Below are 21,049 nucleotides of genomic sequence, written 5' to 3'. Positions count from 1 at the left end.
CAATGGACTGCCAGCCCAGGCGTTTCAGCCAGCCAGACACATCGAACCTACCGGAAACGTCCCCACGGGATGAGGTGCTGCGGTTCGGTCCCTACGTATTCCATGTGCGCCAGCGCCAGATTTTGCGCGAGGGTGAACCGTTGCGTCTGGGTGGGCGAGCACTGGATATCCTGCTGGTCCTGATAGAGCGCGCAGGTAGCGCGGTAGAGAAGGAGGCCCTGATCGCGCAGGTCTGGCCCGATTCCTTCGTCGAAGAGATCAACCTGCGGGTGCAGATTGCAGCCTTGCGCCGCGCGCTCGATGACGGGCAGCGTTACATCGAGACGCTGCCGCAGCGCGGATATCGATTCGTGGCGCCTGTTCACAGGGCCGCGAAGTCAGAAAGGCCCGAGCCGGCCTGCGCTCCCAACAATCTGCCTGTGCGTCTCACTCATGTCGTGGGGCGCGATGAGGTGGTGGGCAAGCTGGTGCGGCAACTGCCTGCAAAACGCTTCATCACGCTGACGGGGGCGGGTGGAATCGGCAAATCGACCGTGGCCTGCCGCGTGGCTGAGCGTCTGGTGTCGCGCTATCAGGATGGTGTGTGTGTCATCGATTTCTCTGTGGTGGACAATGAGCAGGCGCTGGCGGTCTGCCTGGCCGGTCTCTTGCAGCGGGACGGGGAGCCGTGCCTGTCGAGCCTGACCGCCGAACTGGCGCAGGGGCGTCGTCTCTTGATTGCCGACAATTGCGAAACGATCGACGATGCCTGTCGGCAGTGGGTCGGCGCGCTGTTGACGCAGTCCGGGGAGCTCGCCGTTCTGGCGACCAGTCGACGACCGCTGGATCTGCAGGACGAGCGACTGTTTCCACTGGAACCGTTGACCGTTCCGCCTGCATCCGCGCAGCTCAGTGTCGAGCAGGGCCTTGCGTATCCAGCGGTGCAATTGTTCGTCAGTCGCGCCCAGGCCTGCCAGCAGGGTCTGGTCCTGCGGGACCGTGACATGAAGGTCATGGGCGAGCTCTGTCGCAAGCTCGATGGTGTGCCCTTGGCGCTGGAACTTGCGGCAGTGCAGATCAACGCCTTTGCGCTGGTCGGCTTGCACGCGCGTCTGGATCAATGTTTTCAGTGGCTGACGCAGGGGCGCCGTACGGCCGTCCCACGTCATCAGTCGCTCAGGGCTTCGCTTGACTGGAGTCATCAATGCCTGAGCCTGCGCGAGCAGGCAGTGCTGCGTCGCCTGGCTGTCTTCGACAAAGCCTTCACGAGCGAATCCGCAGTGGATGTGATCGGGTGTGACGGGCTGGACGCGCACTCGGTGTGGGAGGCACTTGTCCAGCTGGAGCGTCACTCCTGGCTATCGAGTGTGCCTGGCGTCGGCGTGTCGCGTTACCGTCTTGCGCACACCACCCGCCTGTATGGGCTGGAAAAGCTCGAAGATGCTGGTGAACTTCAAACGTTCACGGCGCGCCACGCCCGTCACGTCAGCCTGCAGCGCTTCATGGCGAAGTCAGTGCAAGCGGTCGAGTAGCGCGCGTGCCGCCAGCAGGTCCGGCGTAGCAAATCCTTCGCTGAAGCGGGCATGAACCGGCGCGAGCAGAATCCGTGCCTGCTGCCCCTTGCCCTGGCGCTGCCAAAGCCCCGCCAGTGATGTCGCACTGCGCAATTCCCACGCCAGCGCGTGCTGAGCGCGCGCCACTTCCAGCGCCTGGATCAGCAGCGCCTCGGCGCCGTCCTCGTCATACGCCTGCACGGTTTCGGCTCGGCACCGCAGCATCTCCGCTGTGCACCAGCCTGCCAGACCCGCTTGAGCCCGCTCCACCAACGCCAGGTCCAACAGACCGGGGCGCAGTGTGACCATAATGTCCCGAATCAGGCCTGAGCCCTGAGGCCGGTCGTCTGGCGTAGCGGACTCGCTCAACAATTGCTCGTAAAAGCCCGCCCAGCGATGGAACAGCAGGACCGAGTGTTTCTGGGCCTGTTCCTGCAACAGTTTCACCCTCTCGCCTGCGACCTGGAGATCACCGTTGTAGAACGCGATGGCGCAACCGGCCACAGCCAGGCTGTAGCAGATGGACGCGCCGTGGTTGATCTGTAACGCAATCTCCAGTGCTTGAGTGGCCGTGCGTGCGGCCTGCTCAGGCAGACCCTGCATCCAGAGAATGCGCGCCAGCAAGGTCAGGGACGCGACGCTCAGGTCGTACTGAATGCCGAAGCCCTGGGTAAAGCGGTTCAGATGGCCGTTATGCGCCATGTGCTGGATGACCTGTTCGGCGTCTCGCCTGGCCTGTCGCTGGTCGCCGTTGTAATGCAGCGCCAGTGCACGCAGGCGTTGCGCGCTCAAACGCAACGCCTCATTGGTGTCGAACCCCAGGCGGTTGAACTGGCGGCTCTGTTCAATCGTTTGCGGGTAGTGACCATTGCACAGGTTGACAGCCACCAGACCGGAAATCGCCTGCAATTGACCGGCCAGATCGCCCGACTGCTCTGCCAGCACCTGCGCAGTGCTGAACGCCTCCACCGTTTCCGGCGTACCGCCAACGGTGTGGTAGGAAAAATTGCCCTGCGCCAGTTTCAGGACCATTTTCAAGTCCAGGCAGGGCAGGGGATTGGCGTCCAGCAGTCTCAACGCCCTGCGCACGTAATGGCCGTGCTCCTTGAGCAGAGACAGTTCCTGCCAGAGCGGTGCCGACTGAGCCACCAGGCGAATGGCAACGATCTGCGGCGCGTCTGTGTTCAATCCCCAGGCCAGCGCAGACCGAATGTCTTCTAGGTTGCGGCTGTAACGTTCGATCCACTGTGCGGTGGAAACCTTTTCCCAGTCCAGTCGAGCCTGCTCCATGATGGCCAGACAGCGTCGCGCGTGCCGCTCCTGCGTGGCAGGCAGCTCATGGTGAATGCGCAGTTTTTCCAGCGCATAACGGCGCGTGGTGTCGAGCAGGTGATAGAACACCTCGTCATCACCGACTTCCACGTTCAGCAGGGATTTGGCCACCAGTTGCGTGATGGCGTTGAACACTTCGTAGGTCGCCACTGGCTGATCGGTGATCACTGCGGCGGCCGACTCCAGCGAGAAACGGCCCTTGAAGATCCCCAGTCGCTGCAGACAGTTCTGTTCGCACACGCTGAGCATCTGGTAGCTCCAGTCCAGCGTGGTGCGCAGCGTCTGGTGGCGGGTCATCGCGTCGGACGGGTCGTCGCAATGCTCCCGGCAGCTCTGCTGCAAATGCTCCAGAACGCCGCTCAGGCGCAGGTTTCCGACTTGCGCCGCAGCAAGCTCGATGGCCAGCGGGATACCGTCCAGTCGCTGACACAGCTCGATGGCCAGCGGCAGGTTTTCATCGGTCAGTTCGAACTGTTCATGACTGGCCATGGCCCGCTCGACAAACAGTTGCAGGGCCGCGAAGCCCATGGCGCAAGCGCGATCGCTGTCCGGCGGCGGGCAATCCAGCGCATCCACCCGTTGCACGAATTCGCCTTCAGCCCTCAAAGGCTCGCGACTGGTGGTCAGGATATGCACGTGCGGCGCGCTGCGCAGGATGTGTTCACTGAGTTGCGCGATGGCATCAATCATGTGTTCGCAGTTGTCGATCACCAGCAGCATGTGTCGCTCGCGCAGATACGCAGCCATGTGATTGACGGGGCGGTCGTCGGGCAACGACAGTTCCAGCAGTGACGCCAGGTGCGGGACGATTACCGCAGGATCGGTCAGCGGTGCCAGATCGAGCAGACGGATGCCGTCGTGATAGCGGTCGATCAACTGTTCGGCAACGCGCAGGGCGGTGGTGGTCTTGCCGATTCCGCCGGGGCCGACCAGAGAAATGAATCGGTGCTGCTGCAACTGGCTGACCAGGCGTTCGACCAGTGCTTCCCGGCCCAGCATGCGTGCGCGCCGCATGGGCAGATTGTGATGGGGCGGGGTATTCATCCAGGCATCCGGCGTGTTTTCGCTATGTTCCAGGGTAAACGGGGCGACAAAGCTGTAACCGCGTTGCGCCACTGTCACGATGTAGCGTTGCCCTGCCTGACCATCGCCAAGCGCCTTGCGCAAGGCAGCCATGTGCACACGCAGGTTGCCGTCTTCGACCACGGTTCTGGGCCAGACCCGGTTTATCAGGTGCTGCTTGCTGACCACCTTTCCGGCGTGTTCCAGCAGCACCAGCAGGATGTCCACGGCGCGCTTGCCCAGCCGCAGCGGTCTATCGGCTTCCAGCACCAGACGCTGTTGCGGATAGATGCGATAAGGGCCGAAACGCATGGCCTGCTCGTTGAGAACGGTCAACGGTCTTTTCCAGTTCAGAGGGATTGGGGACGTCTGCGTGCAGCGTAGCTTAACGGCTGCCAGTCACGACGCTGACATCCCTTCACCCTGACCTGCATTTCTCGCATGGCCGCGCCACGTGAAGGGGTTGATGCCTTCGGCGCGGGAGAAGATATGCGAAAAATGCGATTGATCACAGAACCCGCATTCCTGACTGATCTGGGTCAGGCTCATGGCGGTGTGTTGAATCAGGCATTTGGCGCGGGCCAGACGCTGCTCGCGGATCCACTCCTGAGGCGACAGTCCGGTGCTGCATTTGAAGGCGCGGGAGAAGTAACTGCGCGACAGGGCGCAGGCCCGAGCCAACTCGGCCACTTCGATGTTTTCACTCAGGTTGTCACGAATCAGTTGCTTGGCCAGACGTTCTCGCCAGGGGGACAACCCACCGCTGTTGCGGACGGTTTTCTCGCTGTGCAGCGCATCAGGGCAAAGCTTGCAGGCAAAACTTGAATAGTGGGTCATGGCAAATGTCCGTGGTGGGATGAGCTTTCCATGGGCAAGAATTTGCGCAGAGGCCGCTATTCTTGATTTCCGCGAGCCGTACTGACGAGTTAATCGTTGTTAATTCCGGGTCTTCCGGATGGTGGCTAACTGATTGCGCGACAGCTCTGCCACGGGCATCTCAACGGCTTTGCAACCAGCCGAGGAAGCCGCCCTTTCTGACCTGCGGCGGGCGGGCCAGCAGGATCGAGTGGCTGTTCTTCTGACGTACCGCCTGCAGCTTGTGCAGGGCCGTATTGACCTGGCTGGATTGCGCCATGCAGGCGCGGGCGATGTCCTTGTCGATGCGATAGACGATGCTGGAAGTCAGCGCGGTGAAACAGGCTTCGGACGGCGTGTCGTCCAACAGGCCCTGTTCGCCCAACACTTCGCTCGGCCCCATGCGACCGGCTTCGACGCGTTGCTCGCCATTGACCACGGCCGCACTGATCACACCGGTGGCGATCACGAACAGGCCGTCGGGCACCTCGTTCAGGTCCAGCACCACCTGGCCTGCGGAGTACTGCTGAGCGGTCATGTGTTGTGCCAACTGATCACGCTCCTCCTCGCTGAGCGAACGGAACACTTTCACTTCTTCCAGCAGCGCACGGGCCCGGGAAGCTGGCTCGACGACGGCGTCGGGCTGGCGAACGATCCCGGCGGCTTCCAGGTGTCGGTGGGCGAGGTCGAACAATTGGTTGCGCACTTCGCCTTTTTTACTCAAGTCGGCGATGAAACCACTGGCCACGTATTCCGACATGCTGTCCCCCGACGCATGCAGTACGGCCTTTGGCGCAGGGCTCAGCAACAGGCTGCTGCTGCCCTGCAGGGTGCGTTCCAGAGCGTCGAGCACCCGGCGCGGACGTATGTGGGTCGGTACCTGGATGCTGATCGAAACGCCGTGCATGTTGGTCGGGCGACTGAGGTTGACGATCTTGGCCTTGGCCGCCACCGAATTGGGCACTACGGCGGTGCTGCCTGCGTGAGTCAGCAGATGTGTGGCGCGCCAGTCGATGTCGAGCACCTTGCCCTCGACGCCGTCGATCGACACCAGATCGTCCACTTGATAAGGCTTGGTGGCGTTGAGCACGATCCCGGAAAACACGTCGCTCAGTGTGCTCTGCAACGCCAGACCGACGATAATCGCCATCGCCCCTGACGTTGCCAGCAGGCCCTTGACCGGCAACTCCAGTACATAGCCTGCGGCCGCTACCACGGCAATCAGGAAAACCAGCGCGCCGATCACGTCCTGCAACAGGCGTCCGCTGTGTCCGATACGGTGCATCAGCGCCAGACCGATCAACACGGTCAGCACCCTTGCGGCGTAGACCCACCAGAGAATCGCCAGGGCCGTGGCACCCAGCTGGATCACGCTGTCATCCGGCCAGGACGGGGCCTGCAACGGACTGATCCCCGCGTTGATGATGAGTGTGCTGAACGCCAGAAACAGCGCCAGCCGAATGCTGACCTGCGCCACCCGCTGACGCACCGGTGCCAGGTGCCAGATCAGCACATCGGCCAACAGCAGCAGGGCGCTCCAGAGCAGGGGATGGCTCAATGACTGATGCATGGGATGACTCCACAGAACGTTGGGAATGGGCTTTTGCCTGTGGACACAGACTAATCAGGTGCTGAAATGCAAAAAAGCGGCTATAAAGCGTTTAACTGTCAACCAGGTCGTGACAATGAACCCTTTTGAAGACATGCGTATCTTTTGCCAAGTGATGGAGTCGGGCAGCTTCACGGCAGCTTCCGACAAGCTGGGACTGTCCAAGCAGTTCGTCAGCAGACGGCTGATGCAATTGGAAGAGCGATTGGGCGTACGCCTGCTTAACCGCTCGACGCGGCGGCTGGACGTTACGCCGCTGGGCCAGAGTTACTACGAATCGTCCCTGCGTCTGCTCGCTGAAGTCGAGCAGGTGGAGCAGGGCATCACAGGCCAGAACAGCGAGCCACGCGGCACCCTGCGCCTGAGTGCGCCGCTGTCGTTTGCCGTGGCACACCTGGGCTGCCTGCTGCCGCTGTTTCTGCAGCGCTACCGCGATGTGTCGGTCGAAGTGGACCTGAGTGACCGTCCGGTGGACCTGCTCAGCGAGGGCTACGACCTGGTGCTGCGCATCGGCGTGCTGGAGGACTCCACGCTGATCGCCCGGCGCATCGCGACAATCGACCGGGTCTACTGCGCCAGCCCGACTTATCTGGCCGAGCGCGGCACGCCGGAAAAACCTGAGGACCTGCACGCCCACGACTGCCTGCCGTACGGCCATGGTCGTCAGGTGCAATGGCGTTTTCAGGGCGCAGGCAAACCGCTGAACCTCAGCGTCAGCGGGCGGATGCGGGTCAACAATGGTGAGCTGTTGCGCGATGCGGCGGTGGCGGGGCTGGGCATCACGTACCTGCCGACGTTCATTGTCGGCGCGGCCTTGCGTAACGGCAGTCTGGTGCGAGTGCTGGACGATCTGCGCCCGGAGCCGCTGACCCTGTCAGCGGTGTATCCGCAGCATCGCCAGGCTTCCCGGCCAGTGCAGGCCTTCATCGAGTTTCTGCGCGAGCGGCTGGACTCGGGCATCGACCTGGATGACCGTCAGGGGTAAAACCTTTAGCTGATTATTTTGCATATTAGGCTAGATCAAAAATGAATTTAGCTAATTTTGTGCCGGGTGTTAGGGTCGTGCCATCTGCGTGAAGACGCATCTGTTGATGACCTGTGGAGAGCACCTGTGGCGAAAACAATCACCCGCTGGACAACGGGCCTGGCCCTGGCGCTTATGGTGTCGGCCGGTGCGCATGCCGCGAATCTCATTGTCGGCGACCAGAGCTACAGCGCCCGCACCGTGATGGAGGCCGCCGGCGTGCTCAAGGACGTGCCGTACGACATCGAGTGGAAACAGTTCACGGCAGGCTCGCCTGTGGCGGAAGCCTTGAACGTCGGCAGTCTGGATGTGGGATTGCTGGGCGATTCGCCCGCGCTGTTCATGGGAGCGCTGGGTGCGCCGATCAAGGTGATCGGTGTCTCGCGGCAAAACCTTGAAGGCGTGGCGATTGTGGTGCGCAAGGACTCGCCCATCAGAACCGTGGCCGATCTGGCGGGCAAGAAGGTCGCGATCTGGAAAGGCTCGTTCAGTCAGCAGTTGATGCTGACCGCGCTGGACAAGGCCGGTATCGCTCGCGATGCCGTGGATTATCGCTACCTGAGCGCGCTGGATTCCTCCCACGCGCTGGAAGGCGGCTCGGTGGACGCGATTGCCACCTGGGAGCCCTACGTCACCCAGCAGGAACGTCAGGGCGCACGCATCATCACGACGGCCAAAGGGTTGATACCGGCACAAAGTTTCATTGTCGCCAACGACCGCTCGATCAGGGACAAGCGGTCGCAGATCAGCGATTTTCTCCAGCGCCTGCAAGCCGCCCGCGCCTGGTCAGTAAGTGACCCGCAGCACAACGAAATCTACGCCAGTGCCTGGTCCGCCCTGACCAAGGCCGACGCGCAAGTCGCCAGCCGCTGGTTCTCCCGCGCCCAGGTCACCGTCGTGCCCATCACCCCTGACGTCGTCGCAGGCGCACAACAAACCATCGAGTTCTTCAACGGTGCCGGACTGACCAAAAGCTATCCCGCAGCAAGCGTGTTCGACGAATCATTCAACGCCGTGCTCCAGAGCCAGACCCAGGTGTCACGCTAGATCGAGCGTTCGGTACGACCAACATCGGTACGATCAACAAGGGAAGATGACCGTTTCTCACGCTTCGCGTGGGAATGCCTCTCGGGACGCGCCGCGTCCGGACGTGACGGGCACGATCAGCAACGTGCAATCTGCTCAAACGCAGAAATGGTGGCCGGCCAATCGGTTTATCAAGCGACTGATCCATTGCTGAATGGACGCCATCGCCGGCAAGCTGCCCCTCGGTTTTTTTGGTTGCCACGGATTTTGCATTCGGGTGTCGAACACGATAAACATCACCAAACCCAAGGAGTCCGCCCTGACATGAGTCTGACCTCGCTGCACTGGGGCGCTTATCGCCCGCAGGTTGTGAATGGCAAGCTGCAAGCCTTGCAGCCTGTCGAGTGGGACAAGGACCCTTCGCCCATCGGTGACTCGGTGGCAGCGGCCATCACCTCGTCGACACGCATTATGCGTCCGGCCGTGCGGCGCAGTTTTCTGGAGCAGGAGGGCGGGCGTGCGCACTTGCGCGGGCAGGAACCTTTCGTTGAGGTGTCGTGGGAGGTTGCACTGGATCTGGTCGCCCGTGAACTGAAACGGGTCAGGCAGGAGCACGGTAATCAGGCGATTTTTGGCGGCAGTTACGGGTGGGGCAGTGCCGGGCGCTTTCATCACGCCCAAAGCCAGTTACACCGTTTCCTCAACTGCATTGGCGGTTATGTGTCCAGCACCGACAGCTACAGCCTGGGCGCCGGACGGGTGCTTATGCCGCATATTGTGGGCAGCATGGACTGGCTGCTGGCGGCTCACACCTCATGGAAAAACCTCGCCGAACACTGCGAGCTGTTCGTCGCGTTCGGCGGCCTGCCTGCCAAGAACGCCCAGACCAGCCCTGGCGGCGCAACGGATCACCTGCTGACCGACGCGCTGCAAAAAATGTCTGACGCAGGTGTGCAGTTCGTCAACGTCAGCCCGCTGCGTGAAGACCTTGCAGGCCCTGCGCAGATCCAGTGGCTGCCGGTCAGGCCCGGCAGTGACACGGCCTTGATGATGGCGCTGTCCTACGTGCTGATCACCGAGAACCTGCACAACGAGTCATTCGTTCAACGCTACACCGTTGGCTATGAACGCTTTCGCGCTTACCTGCTCGGTCACACCGACAATCAACCGAAAAGCCCGGACTGGGCCGCAGCGCTGACGGATATTCCCTCGGAACAGATCGTCCAGCTGGCGCGCCAGATGGCCGGCAAGCGCACCATGATCAACGTTGCCTATTCGCTGCAGCGCTCGGTGCATGGCGAGCAGCCGTTCTGGATGACCGTGACCCTCGCTGCATTGCTGGGGCAGATCGGCCTGCCTGGTGCAGGTTTCGGCCTTGGATATGGCTGTATGAACAACACCGGCAGCGGACGCAAGGCGTTCTCCGGGCCGCGCTTTTCCCAGGGCAGCAACCCGGTCAAGGCGTTCATCCCCGTGGCGCGGGTGACCGACATGTTGCTCAACCCCGGCACCCCGTTCGATTACAACGGCCAGCGTCATACCTATCCCGATATCAAGTTGGTGTACTGGGCAGGCGGAAACATTTTCCATCACCATCAGGACCTCAACCGGCTGCTGGGCGCCTGGCAGCGTCCGCAGACCATTATCGTTCACGAGCAGTTCTGGACCGCGCAGGCCAGGTACGCCGATATAGTATTGCCCGCGACCACTGCGCTGGAGCGCAATGACATCGGCAGTTCAGCGTCCGACCGGTTCATGATTGCCATGCAGCAGGCCATTCAGCCGGTAGGCGAGTCCCGCGACGACTATACGATCTTCGCCGGTCTGGCCGAGCGCATGGACGTTGCCGAGACGTTCACCGAGGGCCGCGATGCCCAGGCCTGGTTGCGGTTCATCTATGACGATTCCCGTCAGCGTGCCGAGTCGTTCGGCATCGCGTTGCCAGCGTTCGACACGTTCTGGCGCGATGGCCTGCTGGAAATCGACTTTCCAGAAACCGACAATGTGCTGCTCAAGGCCTTTCGGGATGACCCGGATGCCCATCCGCTGCCGACGCCGTCCGGGCGTATCGAAATCTTTTCCGAGCGCATCGCCGGATTTGGTTATGCAGACTGTCCAGGGCACCCGGTGTGGCTGGATAAACCTGCGCCAGCCTTCGCCTTGCACCTGCTGTCCAACCAGCCCAGGACCCGGCTGCACAGCCAGTATGACCACGGCAGTTACAGCCGTTCTTCGAAGATCCGCGAGCGCGAGCCGCTGACCATGAATCCGAAAGACGCGCAGGCACGCGGGATTGTCGATGGCGATGTGATCAAGGTTTTCAATGAACGTGGCGCGTTTCTGGCCGGGGTGATCGTGTCCGAGGCTATTCGGCCCGGCGTGGTGCAGATCGCGACCGGTGCGTGGTTCGATCCGCTGGTGCGGGGCGAGCGGGGCAGCCTGGAGAAACACGGCAATCCCAACGTCATCACGCGGGACGTCGGTGCGTCGAGCCTGTCGCAAGGCTGCTCGGCACAGACGGCGTCGGTGGAAATCGTCAAATGGAATGAGCCGCTGCCATCGGTCACGGCGTTCGAGCCGCCACCGATGGGTTGATCAAACACTGGTGTTGCGGGCAGCGAAAGCGGCCTTGCCGACGCCGATCAGCACGGCATCGTTCTGCGGTGTGTGAACCCGGCCGCACAGCACGTTGCGGTAATGGCGCTGCAGTGGATTGCTGCGCGACAGGCCGGGATTGCCGGACGCTTCGATGGCCAGTTCCACGGCGCGTATCGCATTGCCGGTCACCAGGTATTTGATCTGTCCCGCGTGCTGAGCAGGCGTCAGGCCCTGCGCCGCTGCGTCAAGCAGGCTGCGATTGGCGAACAGCAGCGTGTCGATGTGGCCAACGGTCTCCTGGAAGCGCGGCAGTGTCGAAAGCGCTGCGCCGAGGTTGGAAGGCTGGCGTTGTTCGAGCCAGTCCACCAGCCAGTCGCGTGCGGACTGAGCGATGCCGTCGTAGACCGACGACAGCAGCACCGACATCCACAGCATGCCCGCGGGGTCCAGATCCGACTTCGGTGCGTTCCATGGGCTGACGCTCACCGCATGCTCCAGCGGCACCAGCACGTTGTCGAAGCGGATCTCGTGACTGTTGGTGGCGCGCATGCCCAGATGGTCCCAGTCCTCGATGATCTGAATGCCGGGCGTGTCCTTGTGCACCAGCCAGGTGCCTACCAGCGGGTCGTCGTCATCGCTGCGCGCCCACACGGCAAACCAGGTCAGGCCGTGACTGCCGGTGGAATAGATCTTGGTACCGCTGATGCGCCAGCCTTCAGCGGTACGACGGGCGATAGTGCCCGGCAAACCGCCACGTGCGGGCGTGCCCAGATCCGGCTCCACCCGCAGGGCATTGATCAGCGCGCCTTCACGAACGGCTTCCTTGCCGACCCTAACGCGCAGGTCGCGGGGCCAATTGACGTTGTCCTGCAGGCGGGCGTGTTGCAGGTACTGCATCACCAGAATCAGCGCCGTGGAAGGTTCGCCTCGAGCGATCGCATTGATCACCTGCTGTGCCTTTACGAGATCCGCGCCGCCACCGCCCAGGCCGCTTGGCACCACGAGCCCCGTCAGGCCTTGTTCGTGCAGCAGGCTGAAATTGGCATGCGGAAATTGCGCAGTGACGTCGTAGTGCTCAGCCGTCTCGGCCAGGGTGGCGGTCAGGCTGCTCAGTCGAGCTTCAAACGCTGCGGCCGATTCGGGCAGCGGCTGACGAAGGGGAAAAGGGCTCATGCGGGATCCTTTCGCAACGGGGCTGGATGGAGCGTACTGATCATTGGCTGGCTGTCTGCGCGATTTGAGGCCGCGCCGCGTTGAAACGCTTGTCGAAGCCTGTCGAAACGTCGATCGGCTTGCCCAGAATGCCCTCGGCCAGATAGGTGTCAGCGGTGGCTTGCAGACCTTGAATGATTTTGTCGTCAATCAGCGTGCGCTGCATTTTGGTCGCCTTGGCAACCGACAGGTGCACCTCGAGCGGCAGACCGGTGACCCTGGCCTGCGCGGCGGCGTACTCCTCGGGGTGCGCATTGGTCCAGTTGAAGGCACGTTCGACCCGCGCGACGAAGTCGTCCAGTTGCACACGTTTGCCTTCGATGGCCTTGCCGGTTGCGGCGAGATACAGGTGATTGCTCAACAGCTCGCTGCCGCTGACCAGCACCCGCGCATCGCTCTGACTGATGGAAATGGTGGTGTAAGGGTCCCAGGTCGCCCAAGCGTCGGCTTCGCCGCTGTCCAGCAGCAGCCGTGACTCGCTGGGCAGCAGGTTGATGAAGGTAACATCGCTGGTCTTGAGCCCCGCTTCATGCAAGGCGCGGATCGCCAGATAATGGCCGATGGAGCCGCGCCCGGTCACGATTCGCTTGCCCTTGAGGTCGGCCACGGTCTTGATCGGCGAATTCTTTGACACCAGCAGGGCGGTGGTAAAGCGGCCCTGTGCATGAGTAATGCTGACCACTTTCAGCGGTGCGCCCGCGCCCAGCGCGAACACATAAGGCGCATCGCCCAAGGCGCCGATGTCCACCGCACCGGCATTCAGCGCTTCGCCCAGTGGCGCAGCGGACGGGAACTCGGAAAACTGGATGTCATAGGGCACGTCCTTGAGTTCGCCGGACACCTGCAGCAGGATTTTCAACAGGGACTTCTGGTTGGCTACCCGTAATGGCGCAAGGTCTGCCGCCAGTGCCTGCTGACTGGCGAGCAGGCTGAGCAATGTGGCGAGCACCAGGCTTTTCAGCGCGGCTGATTTGAAGAAAGGCAGCATGGAAGAAGAAACTCCGTCATCAGTAAGGTGGATCGCTCTGCGTCATGCATCCATCAGCCTCACACTGATCGTTGGCTACGTGCAGCGATCAGTGTCGAGGCAGACTTGCATATGAAATGAGCGCTGAGCGTCGGCACGGGAGGCTGTCTGGTGTCTCAGATCACCCGAAACCCGTGTGTCCCATCGCGGCCCAGTTGTTCGACCAGACCGAGCTCCCAATCCAGATACGCCTGCATGGCGGCCTTGGGCGCGTCGGTGCCTTCGTAAGGACGGCGATAGCGGTCGATGCGCGGTGACGCCAGACGCGTTTCGCCCTGTTCCAGCGCAAATCCGGCCTTGACCCAACTGGCCGTGCCGCCTTCCAGCACGAAAACCGGCCGATTCGTCAGGGCCTCGACGTCGGCTGCCGCGAAGCGTGCCAGACGGCTGCTGCCACAGGTCAGCACATAGCGCTCGGCAGTCGGCACCCTGGCCAGTATCTGTTGGAGATCAGCCCGCAGGCTCCACCAGGCGCCGGGGATGTGCTGCTTCACGTAGTTGACGCTGGTGGTGAAATCCAGCACCGCCACACCGCCGTGGGTCTGCCAGTCGGCGAGGGTCCCGGCACTGATGAACTCCACCTGTGCAGGCGCAGGGAAGGGCGCGTCCCAGTCGCCCTGCTCGGAGAAGTCGATGGCTTGCAGCCCATCGATCACCGCCACCTCCCAGCCCAGTTGCGCCAGCCACGAAGAGGACATATTGGCGCGCACGCCATCGTCATCGACCAGCACAATCCGTGCGCCGCGTACGCTGGCGTAGTGATCGGTTTCCTGCACCAGTTGTCCGCCGGGCGTTGAACGAGCGCCCGGCAGATGGCCTCTGGCGAATTCCTCGGGCGTGCGCACATCGAACAGGTAGGTGGTACGTGCCGTCTCCCTCTGCCAGCCGTGCAGATCGACCAGGCTGGCGCGCTTCACGCCTGCGCGGTCAGCCACGTTGCGGGCGTCGGCGCCGGCCGTGTCGCGGGTCCTGTCGCTGACTTCTGCGAAGCGTCGGCTTTGCCCATGATCCAGCGTCTGATCGGCGAGCAGCCAGCCTATGGTGCCGTTGCGCAGCGCATGGACCTGATTGGGCAGGCCTGCATTGATCAACGACTGGGTACCGATGATGCTGCGGGTACGGCCCGCGCAGTTGACGATGATCCGGGTGTTCGGGTCCGGTGCCAGTTCACGGGCGCGCAGCACCAGTTCTGCGCCTGGCACGCTGATGCCGCTCGGGATGCTCATGGTCTGGTATTCGTCATAGCGCCGCGCATCGAGCACCACCACATCGGCCTGGCTGTCGAGCAGGGCCTTGACCTCTTCAGCGGCCAGCGACGGCGTGGCGCGATGGTGTTCCACCAGTTCGCCGAATGCCTTGCTTGGCACATTGACGTCGATGAACAGCTCGCCGCCGGCGTCGCGCCAGCCCTGCAAACCGCCTTCCAGCAGCTTCACATCGCTGTAGCCCAACGCCTTCAAGCGTTGCAGGGCAATATCGGCCAGGCCTTCGCCATTGTCATACAGCGTTACGGCGGTGTCGCGACGCGGGATGCGCGAGAACACTTCCAGCTCCAGTTTAGACAATGGAATGTTGGCTGCGAATAAGGGGTGTGCCTGCGCGAAAGGTGCTTCCTCGCGCACATCCACCAGCGCCAGTTCCTGATGGTCCAGCAGGGCCTGGCGAATCTCGGCAAAGGATCGGGTTGCGTGTGTGCTCATCAGGCGTGACTCCCTGTCGGTTGTGCTTGAGATGGAATCGGGGCTGCGTTGGAGTACCCCGAAATAAACAGCTTTTCAGTGCCGTCCAGCTCGTAGACCGCGCGTTTCACCTGACCGATGTCGGCGCCGTATACATGGATGCTGATCGAGACCTGATCGCTGAAGGCATTGCTGACCTGATGGACATCATTGTGATGCGGCAACAACGCTTCGACCTGACCTGGTACCAGACGCACCGCCGCACCCTGTGGCTCAAGACGCCCTTCAGCACCGCGCACATAACCCTGAGCGTCTTCTGCGCCGCGCAGCATGCCGATCAGCCCCCAGACACGGTGGTCATGAATCGGCGTGCGCTGGCCCGGACCCCAGACGAAACTCACCACCGAGAAGCGCTGGTGTGCATCGGCGTGCAGCAGAAATTGCTGGTAACGCGTCGGGTCGGGAACCGCGAATTCGTCAGGCAGCCAGTCGTCGTGGCTGACCAGTTGCGCAAGCAGCCTGCTGCCGCGAAGCAGCAGGTCGGTTTCGTGGGTATCGCTGCCGATCAGTTCGGTCAGCGCATCGATGAAAGCCCCGAGTCGTTCGGGGTGTCGGTTCTGAGTCATGTCCATTCCAGATCAGCGTCAGGTATGGATCGATATAAGCATAATGCACAGGTTTAATATGCTATTTTTTAATGATTAGGATATAACGAAAACGTCTTTCAGTGGCAATGATTCGGCCTTATGTTGGAGGTGTGGACTATTCATGAACGCCCATTGGCACTATGCTTTTTGCCTATGTTTCTTTTATATTTTTATGTGCGGTCCGAATGAAAATTGATGATATCGATGCGTTCGTTGCGGTGATTCGCTGTCAGTCGATCAGCCATGCGGCTGAATCGCTGGACCTGACCCAGCCGGCCATCACGCGCCGGGTGCAGAATTTCGAGCAGGCGCTGGGCGTTGAACTGTTCGATCGCAACACCAAACCGCTCAAGCCCACCGCCATGGGCATTCAGGTCTATCAGAAATGCCTGGCGATCCTGCGTGAAATGGACGCGCTGCGTGAGCTGGTGGCCAGCGATACGCCGCCCAGCGGCCTGCTGCGGCTGGGTGTGCCGCAGACCATTGGTGATGTGGTGCTGCTCGACGCGCTGAAGCAACTGCGGAGCGAGTTTCCCGACCTGCGCGCCCAAGTGAGCACCGGCTGGGGCAGTTATCTGATCGGCAAAGTCGAAAACGGCGAACTGGATGCGGCTGCCGCACTGTTCCCGGCCGGCAAGATTTTTCCGGAAAACATCGTGGCGCAGTCCATTGGCCGAATGGAGCTGGTGGTAGTCGCTGCCAGGGACACGGTGCCGAAAAAGCCCGGCAAGCTGGCCGACTGTTATCAGCAGGGCTGGGTACTGAATCCCGACGGCTGCGGATTTCGGGCGGGCCTGCAACGCACGTTGTCCGATCAGGGCCTGAGCATGAAGGTCAATCTGGAAACCTTCGGCACCGAGCTGCAACTGGGGCTGGTTGCCGATGGCATGGGGCTTGGCCTGGTGCCGCGTCCTTTGCTGGAGCGCAGCATCCACCGCGATCAACTGGCCGTCATGCCTTTGAAAGACTTCAAGCCGGTGATGGACCTGTGGCTGTTCTATCCGCGTTTTCTGGGCAACCTGCAAGGTCCGGTGGATGCGTTCGGCGCGCTGGTGGCGCAGTCGCTGGAACAGGTTTCGGCTGCTGCCTGACGAGGCTCACCGGCAGGCATGACTGCCGGCCGGTGTCATCTTTCAAACGCTCAGGCGACCTGCTCGCGGGCTTCGCGCTCGCGCTGGGCGACCAGTTCGCGGGTCAGCGGAATAAGCTTTTTGCCGTAGTCGATGGCGTCATCCAGCGGGTCGAACCCGCGAATCAGGAAGGTGGTAATCCCCAGGTCGTAGTAATCCAGCAGCGCGTGCGCGACCTGTTCGGGCGTGCCCACCAGCGAGGTCGAATTGCCCTGCGCGCCCAGCAATTCGGCGATACCTGTCCACAAACGCTTGTCCAGACGCGACCCTTGCGCGGCAGCGGCCAGCAGGCGGCGAGAACCCTCGTTCGGTGGTTCTCGGCGTATAAACCCGTTGCGCTCGGCCAGTGCCCTGGCTTTTTCCAGAATGCTGTCGGCACGTGCCCAGGCCTGTTCTTCGGTATCGGCCAGAATCGGCCGCAGCGACAGGCTGAAACGAATGGTGCGACCGTGTCTGGCGGCCTCGGCGCGAACCCGTTTGACCACGTCCCGCACCTGCTCATACGTCTCGCCCCACAAGGCATAAACGTCGGCGTGTTTACCTGCGACGGCAATCGCGGCGGCTGACGAGCCACCGAAATACAGGGGAATGTGCGGTTGTTGCGCAGATTTGACCAGCGAGTGCGCGCCCTCGAACTGGTAGTAAGTGCCCTGGTGATCGAAGGGTTTGTCGCTGGTCCATTCCTGACGCACTACGCTCAGGTATTCGTCGCTGCGCGCATAACGCTCATCCTTGCCGATATGGCTGCCGTCGGCACGCAGTTCCTTGTCATCGCCACCGGTGATGATATGCACCGCCGTCCGGCCGCCATTGAACACATCCAGCGTCGCGAACTGACGGGCCGCGACGGTCGGCGAAATGAAACCGGGACGATGCGCGATCAAAAATTTCAGTGTGTGGGTCACGCTGGCAGCGTGCGCAGCCACCAGAGTGCTGTCCGGACTGTTGGAGTGATAGGCGATCAGGGCTCGGTCGAAACCTGAGTCTTCATGAGCCCTGGCGACTGTCTGTACGTAATCGGGCTGGACGGCCGCGCCACTGCGTGGATGGATTTCCGAACCGGGCTGCGTCGCGATATAGCCGATGAATTCGATGCTCATGAATAACTCCTGCCAATGGTTGAGGTCCGTTCGACCTTGTCGACTGGCACCTTAATGGGCGGGAGCGGAGGCTGTGAAATTCGATTTTGGTCTAAGTTAATTATAAAAAATATGCATTATGTGAATTGGCGATAATCAAATATTTTAACTATTAGCTTAGATTTAAATAGAATTTCACTCAGTGTTCTTATGCACCTAGCATGGGCTTATCCAGTGAGTCGGGTGCGTTTGCCCGATCCGTTCAGCAAGGATGCCTTCATGCCTGAAACAACCCTCAGTTCCATCGATGCCGGATTTCTGGTCGTCAACAAACCCGAGCGACAGGCCGCTGCGCCGTCCGGCAGCCCTTGGCGCGTGCCCGGTTTCGTGCTGCGTCTGCTCAGCCCGCTCGCGTTGTTACTGCTCTGGGAGCTGGCCTCACAGACCGGCCTGCTGCCGGTGCGGGTCATTGCTGCGCCGTCGCAGATTGGCGGCACGCTCTGGTCGATGATTCTGTCTGGCGAACTGGGCCGACACTTGTGGGTGTCGCTGCAGCGCGCGCTGCTGGGCCTGAGTATCGGTGTCAGCATCGGGGTCGTGGCCGCGTTGATCACCGGTCTGTCCAAGCGTGGTGAAATTGCCCTCGATTCTCCGATGCAAATGCTGCGCACCATTCCCTCGCTGGCGCTGGTGCCGCTGTTCATCCTCTGGTTTGGCATCGGCGAGTTCACCAAAGTCGCGCTGATCGTGATGGGCACCACGTTCCCGGTGTACCTGAACCTGTTTTCCGGGATCCGCAACATCGACCCCAAACTGATCGAGGCCGCCAACACGCTGGGTCTCAGCCGTCGCGAACTGATCTGGCACGTGATCCTGCCTGGCTCGCTGCCATCGTTCTTCGTCGGCCTGCGCTATTCGCTGGGCATTTCCTGGCTGGCGCTGGTATTCGTCGAGCAGATCAACACCACGGCGGGTATCGGCTATCTGGCCAGTGACGCCCGCGACTTCATGCGCACCGACGTGATTGTCATTTGCCTTCTGATCTACAGCGTTCTCGGGCTGGTGATCGACGGCATCATTCGTACGCTGGAGCGCTACGCCCTGGCCTGGCGCCCGACTTTTCTGAGGAACTGAACATGACTGCTCTCGACGTGCGCAACACACAGACGACCCTGCACCGTGCCCCCGAAAAAGCCGAGCAGGCTCCGGTCCAGCTGCGCAATGTGGTCCGGCAGTTCGGCCAGCAGCGGGTGATTGACGGACTGGACCTGGACATCGCGCCGGGTGAATTCGTCGCGTTGCTCGGGGCCAGCGGATCCGGCAAGACAACCTTGCTGCGTACCCTCGCCGGGCTGGACAGCATCGACAGCGGCGAGCTGCGCGTGCCGGTGGCGCGGACGGCGGTGTTTCAGGAGCCCCGCTTGATGCCATGGAAGAGTGCCTGGAGGAACGTGGTGCTCGGTCTGCACATCGACAACGCCAAGGCGCGTGCCGAAGCCGCGCTGGGCGAAGTCGGTCTGTCGCATCGGGTCAATGCGTTTCCAGCCACCTTGTCTGGCGGTGAAGCACAGCGCGTGGCATTGGCCCGTGGGCTGGTGCGCGAACCTAAGCTGTTGCTGCTGGACGAACCCTTTGCTGCGCTCGATGCTCTGACGCGCATTCGCATGCATCAACTGATCATCGACCTGTGGCGCAAGCACACCCCGGCAGTGCTGCTGGTGACCCATGATGTGGATGAGGCGATTCTGCTTGCCGACCGGGTCATCGTGCTGGCCGATGGCAAGATTGCCGACGAGATTCGTATCGAACTGCCGCGCCAGCGCGACAGTGGGCAAACCGGGTTTCAGGCGATACGCAGTCGTCTGCTCGGGCTGCTGGGCGTCAAAGGGCATGAGCAGAACGCCGAACCGGACGATGTTGCGCACAACCCGACACTCAGCGACCTGCGACGTGTCGCCAACGCTCGTTGAGCGGGTAAACGGTGCGTATCATGGGCGCTCCTTCATGCGGAGCACGCGGTCATGTCTGCCGGAAAACCTGACGTTGTCATTACCTACTGCACCCAGTGCCAATGGTTGCTGCGTGCGGCCTGGCTGGCGCAGGAGCTGCTGAGCACGTTCTGCGACGATCTGGGCAAGGTGTCGCTCGAGCCGGCCACAGGTGGCACCTTTCGTATTACCTGCGATGGCGTGCAGATCTGGGAGCGCAAGGCCGACGGTGGTTTCCCGGAAGCCAAGGTGCTCAAGCAGCGGGTGCGGGATCAGATCGACCCGGCGCGTGATCTTGGCCACAACGACCGGCACCGCGCGGCGGACCCTCAATGAGATTCTGTTTCTGCATCTCGGCTGCCCATCAGGCCTGAGATCAGAATGGCGACAATAATCAGCGCCCCGCCCAACAGCATGCGCAGCGTGGGCGTTTCGGCGAAGATCATCCACGCGAAGGCAATGCCGTAAAGCGGCTCCATGGCAAACACCACAGCGGCCATCCTTGCCTTGATCACGGCCAGACTGGCGACGAACAGGCTGTGCGCCAGCCCGGTGCAGAACACGCCGAGCAGCGCAATCCACAGCCAGTCAGTGGTCGAGACGTCGGGCAATGAAGCGGCTGCCCAAGGCAGCAGGCACACGGCCACGATCAGGTTCTGACACAGCGCGGCCTGCACCGCAGGCACATGAAGCGCGCTGGCGCGGTTGACCAGCGACAGCAGGGCGAAGGTAAAGCCCGAAAAAATCGCCCATAACAGGCCGCCCGTCGCTTCGCTGGCCAGATCGAACCCTGGCGTTACCAGCATCAGGCCCACCGTGACCAGTGCGACCAGCAGCATCTCGATGCGCCGGATACGCTCACGAAATACCAGACCCTCGAGTATCACGGTGAACGCTGGAAAGCTCGCAAAGCCCAGCGTCGCCACGGCCACCCCTGCCACTTTCACCGCAATGAAAAACGACACCCAGTGCAGGCTCAGTAGCACCCCGCTGAGCGCCAGACGGGCGCCGCTGGCTCGGCTCAATGGCTTCCAGCGTGTGCTGCCGACAACGCGCGCGAACACGGCGAGTGCTGCGGCAGCGAATGCAGCACGGCCGAAAACGATCACGGACGGGGATGCATGGGCCAGTTTGCCCAGTACGCCGGACAGGCCGAACAATAGGGCACCCATGTGCAGGGCGAGCAGGGCGGAACGCGGAGTCATGACCATCCTTGTGGGCGCGGCGACAGGCAAGTCTACCTCGCAGA

General features: G+C 61.9%; 17 protein-coding genes. 8 read left to right on the top strand and 9 right to left on the bottom strand.

Going from position 1 to position 21,049, the window contains the following annotated elements:
- Nucleotides 1-2 precede the first annotated feature (2 nt).
- Entirely contained in the window at nt 3-1,511 is a 1,509-nt protein-coding gene (locus tag JTJ32_RS21950) for an ATP-binding protein (protein WP_210043265.1), read from the top strand.
- Here JTJ32_RS21950 and JTJ32_RS21945 read toward each other — a convergent pair.
- From JTJ32_RS21945 to JTJ32_RS21935, 3 genes are all read right to left on the bottom strand, one after another.
- Nucleotides 1,491-4,262 (bottom strand): ATP-binding protein, encoded by a 2,772-nt coding sequence (locus JTJ32_RS21945; protein WP_099229174.1) that lies wholly within the window; start codon nt 4,260-4,262, stop codon nt 1,491-1,493. The two genes, JTJ32_RS21950 and JTJ32_RS21945, sit on opposite strands and share 21 nt — an antisense overlap.
- Nucleotides 4,263-4,325: 63 nt before the next feature.
- The gene (locus JTJ32_RS21940) at nt 4,326-4,763 is read right to left on the bottom strand and encodes a helix-turn-helix domain-containing protein (RefSeq protein WP_236059396.1); all 438 of its coding nucleotides are present in this window, start codon (nt 4,761-4,763) and stop codon (nt 4,326-4,328) included.
- 160 nt (nt 4,764-4,923) lie between these two features.
- Nucleotides 4,924-6,351 carry a mechanosensitive ion channel family protein gene (locus JTJ32_RS21935; protein WP_210043264.1) on the bottom strand — a complete coding sequence of 476 codons (1,428 nt, stop codon included), beginning with the start codon at nt 6,349-6,351 and terminating at the stop codon, nt 4,924-4,926.
- A gap of 115 nt (nt 6,352-6,466) precedes the next feature.
- On the opposite strand from JTJ32_RS21935, the gene JTJ32_RS21930 reads away from it, so the two are divergent.
- From JTJ32_RS21930 to JTJ32_RS21920, 3 genes are all read left to right on the top strand, one after another.
- Nucleotides 6,467-7,375: a LysR family transcriptional regulator gene (locus JTJ32_RS21930; protein ID WP_184320397.1), complete on the top strand. Its 909-nt coding sequence runs from the start codon at nt 6,467-6,469 to the stop codon at nt 7,373-7,375.
- 174 nt (nt 7,376-7,549) lie between these two features.
- Nucleotides 7,550-8,461 (top strand): ABC transporter substrate-binding protein, encoded by a 912-nt coding sequence (locus tag JTJ32_RS21925; protein ID WP_210043342.1) that lies wholly within the window; start codon nt 7,550-7,552, stop codon nt 8,459-8,461.
- 303 nt (nt 8,462-8,764) lie between these two features.
- On the top strand, nt 8,765-11,035 hold the full coding sequence (locus JTJ32_RS21920; protein WP_210043263.1) for a molybdopterin guanine dinucleotide-containing S/N-oxide reductase: 2,271 nt from the start codon (nt 8,765-8,767) through the stop codon (nt 11,033-11,035).
- Here the strand turns inward: JTJ32_RS21920 and JTJ32_RS21915 are convergent, their stop codons facing one another.
- From JTJ32_RS21915 to JTJ32_RS21900, 4 genes are all read right to left on the bottom strand, one after another.
- Complete coding sequence (locus JTJ32_RS21915) at nt 11,036-12,211, bottom strand: acyl-CoA dehydrogenase family protein (RefSeq protein WP_210043262.1); 1,176 nt, start codon at nt 12,209-12,211, stop codon at nt 11,036-11,038.
- A 40-nt stretch (nt 12,212-12,251) separates the two neighbouring features.
- Entirely contained in the window at nt 12,252-13,238 is a 987-nt protein-coding gene (locus JTJ32_RS21910; protein WP_210043261.1) for an ABC transporter substrate-binding protein, read from the bottom strand.
- Nucleotides 13,239-13,393: 155 nt separating this feature from the next.
- Nucleotides 13,394-14,977 (bottom strand): rhodanese-related sulfurtransferase, encoded by a 1,584-nt coding sequence (locus JTJ32_RS21905; RefSeq protein WP_210043260.1) that lies wholly within the window; start codon nt 14,975-14,977, stop codon nt 13,394-13,396.
- Nucleotides 14,977-15,582 carry a cysteine dioxygenase family protein gene (locus JTJ32_RS21900; protein ID WP_210043259.1) on the bottom strand — a complete coding sequence of 202 codons (606 nt, stop codon included), beginning with the start codon at nt 15,580-15,582 and terminating at the stop codon, nt 14,977-14,979. Before JTJ32_RS21900 ends, JTJ32_RS21905 begins: the two co-directional genes overlap by 1 nt.
- A gap of 206 nt (nt 15,583-15,788) precedes the next feature.
- On the opposite strand from JTJ32_RS21900, the gene JTJ32_RS21895 reads away from it, so the two are divergent.
- On the top strand, nt 15,789-16,694 hold the full coding sequence (locus JTJ32_RS21895; RefSeq protein WP_099229166.1) for a LysR family transcriptional regulator: 906 nt from the start codon (nt 15,789-15,791) through the stop codon (nt 16,692-16,694).
- 50 nt (nt 16,695-16,744) lie between these two features.
- On the opposite strand, the gene JTJ32_RS21890 is transcribed toward JTJ32_RS21895, so the two are convergent.
- Nucleotides 16,745-17,833 carry an LLM class flavin-dependent oxidoreductase gene (locus JTJ32_RS21890; protein ID WP_210043257.1) on the bottom strand — a complete coding sequence of 363 codons (1,089 nt, stop codon included), beginning with the start codon at nt 17,831-17,833 and terminating at the stop codon, nt 16,745-16,747.
- A 258-nt stretch (nt 17,834-18,091) separates the two neighbouring features.
- On the opposite strand from JTJ32_RS21890, the gene JTJ32_RS21885 reads away from it, so the two are divergent.
- The 3 genes from JTJ32_RS21885 to JTJ32_RS21875 are packed head-to-tail and all read left to right on the top strand — an operon-like array spanning nt 18,092 to nt 20,136.
- The gene (locus JTJ32_RS21885; protein WP_210043256.1) at nt 18,092-18,946 is read left to right on the top strand and encodes an ABC transporter permease; all 855 of its coding nucleotides are present in this window, start codon (nt 18,092-18,094) and stop codon (nt 18,944-18,946) included.
- 2 nt (nt 18,947-18,948) lie between these two features.
- Nucleotides 18,949-19,782 carry an ABC transporter ATP-binding protein gene (locus JTJ32_RS21880; protein ID WP_236059395.1) on the top strand — a complete coding sequence of 278 codons (834 nt, stop codon included), beginning with the start codon at nt 18,949-18,951 and terminating at the stop codon, nt 19,780-19,782.
- 51 nt (nt 19,783-19,833) lie between these two features.
- Nucleotides 19,834-20,136 carry an Rdx family protein gene (locus JTJ32_RS21875; RefSeq protein ID WP_184320373.1) on the top strand — a complete coding sequence of 101 codons (303 nt, stop codon included), beginning with the start codon at nt 19,834-19,836 and terminating at the stop codon, nt 20,134-20,136.
- On the opposite strand, the gene JTJ32_RS21870 is transcribed toward JTJ32_RS21875, so the two are convergent.
- Nucleotides 20,130-21,005 carry a DMT family transporter gene (locus JTJ32_RS21870; protein ID WP_210043255.1) on the bottom strand — a complete coding sequence of 292 codons (876 nt, stop codon included), beginning with the start codon at nt 21,003-21,005 and terminating at the stop codon, nt 20,130-20,132. The genes JTJ32_RS21875 and JTJ32_RS21870 overlap by 7 nt on opposite strands.
- Nucleotides 21,006-21,049 lie beyond the last annotated feature (44 nt).

Source organism: Pseudomonas alliivorans, assembly GCF_017826695.1.
Taxonomy (GTDB): domain Bacteria; phylum Pseudomonadota; class Gammaproteobacteria; order Pseudomonadales; family Pseudomonadaceae; genus Aquipseudomonas; species Aquipseudomonas alliivorans.
This window is presented reverse-complemented; position numbering and strand designations above follow the sequence as displayed.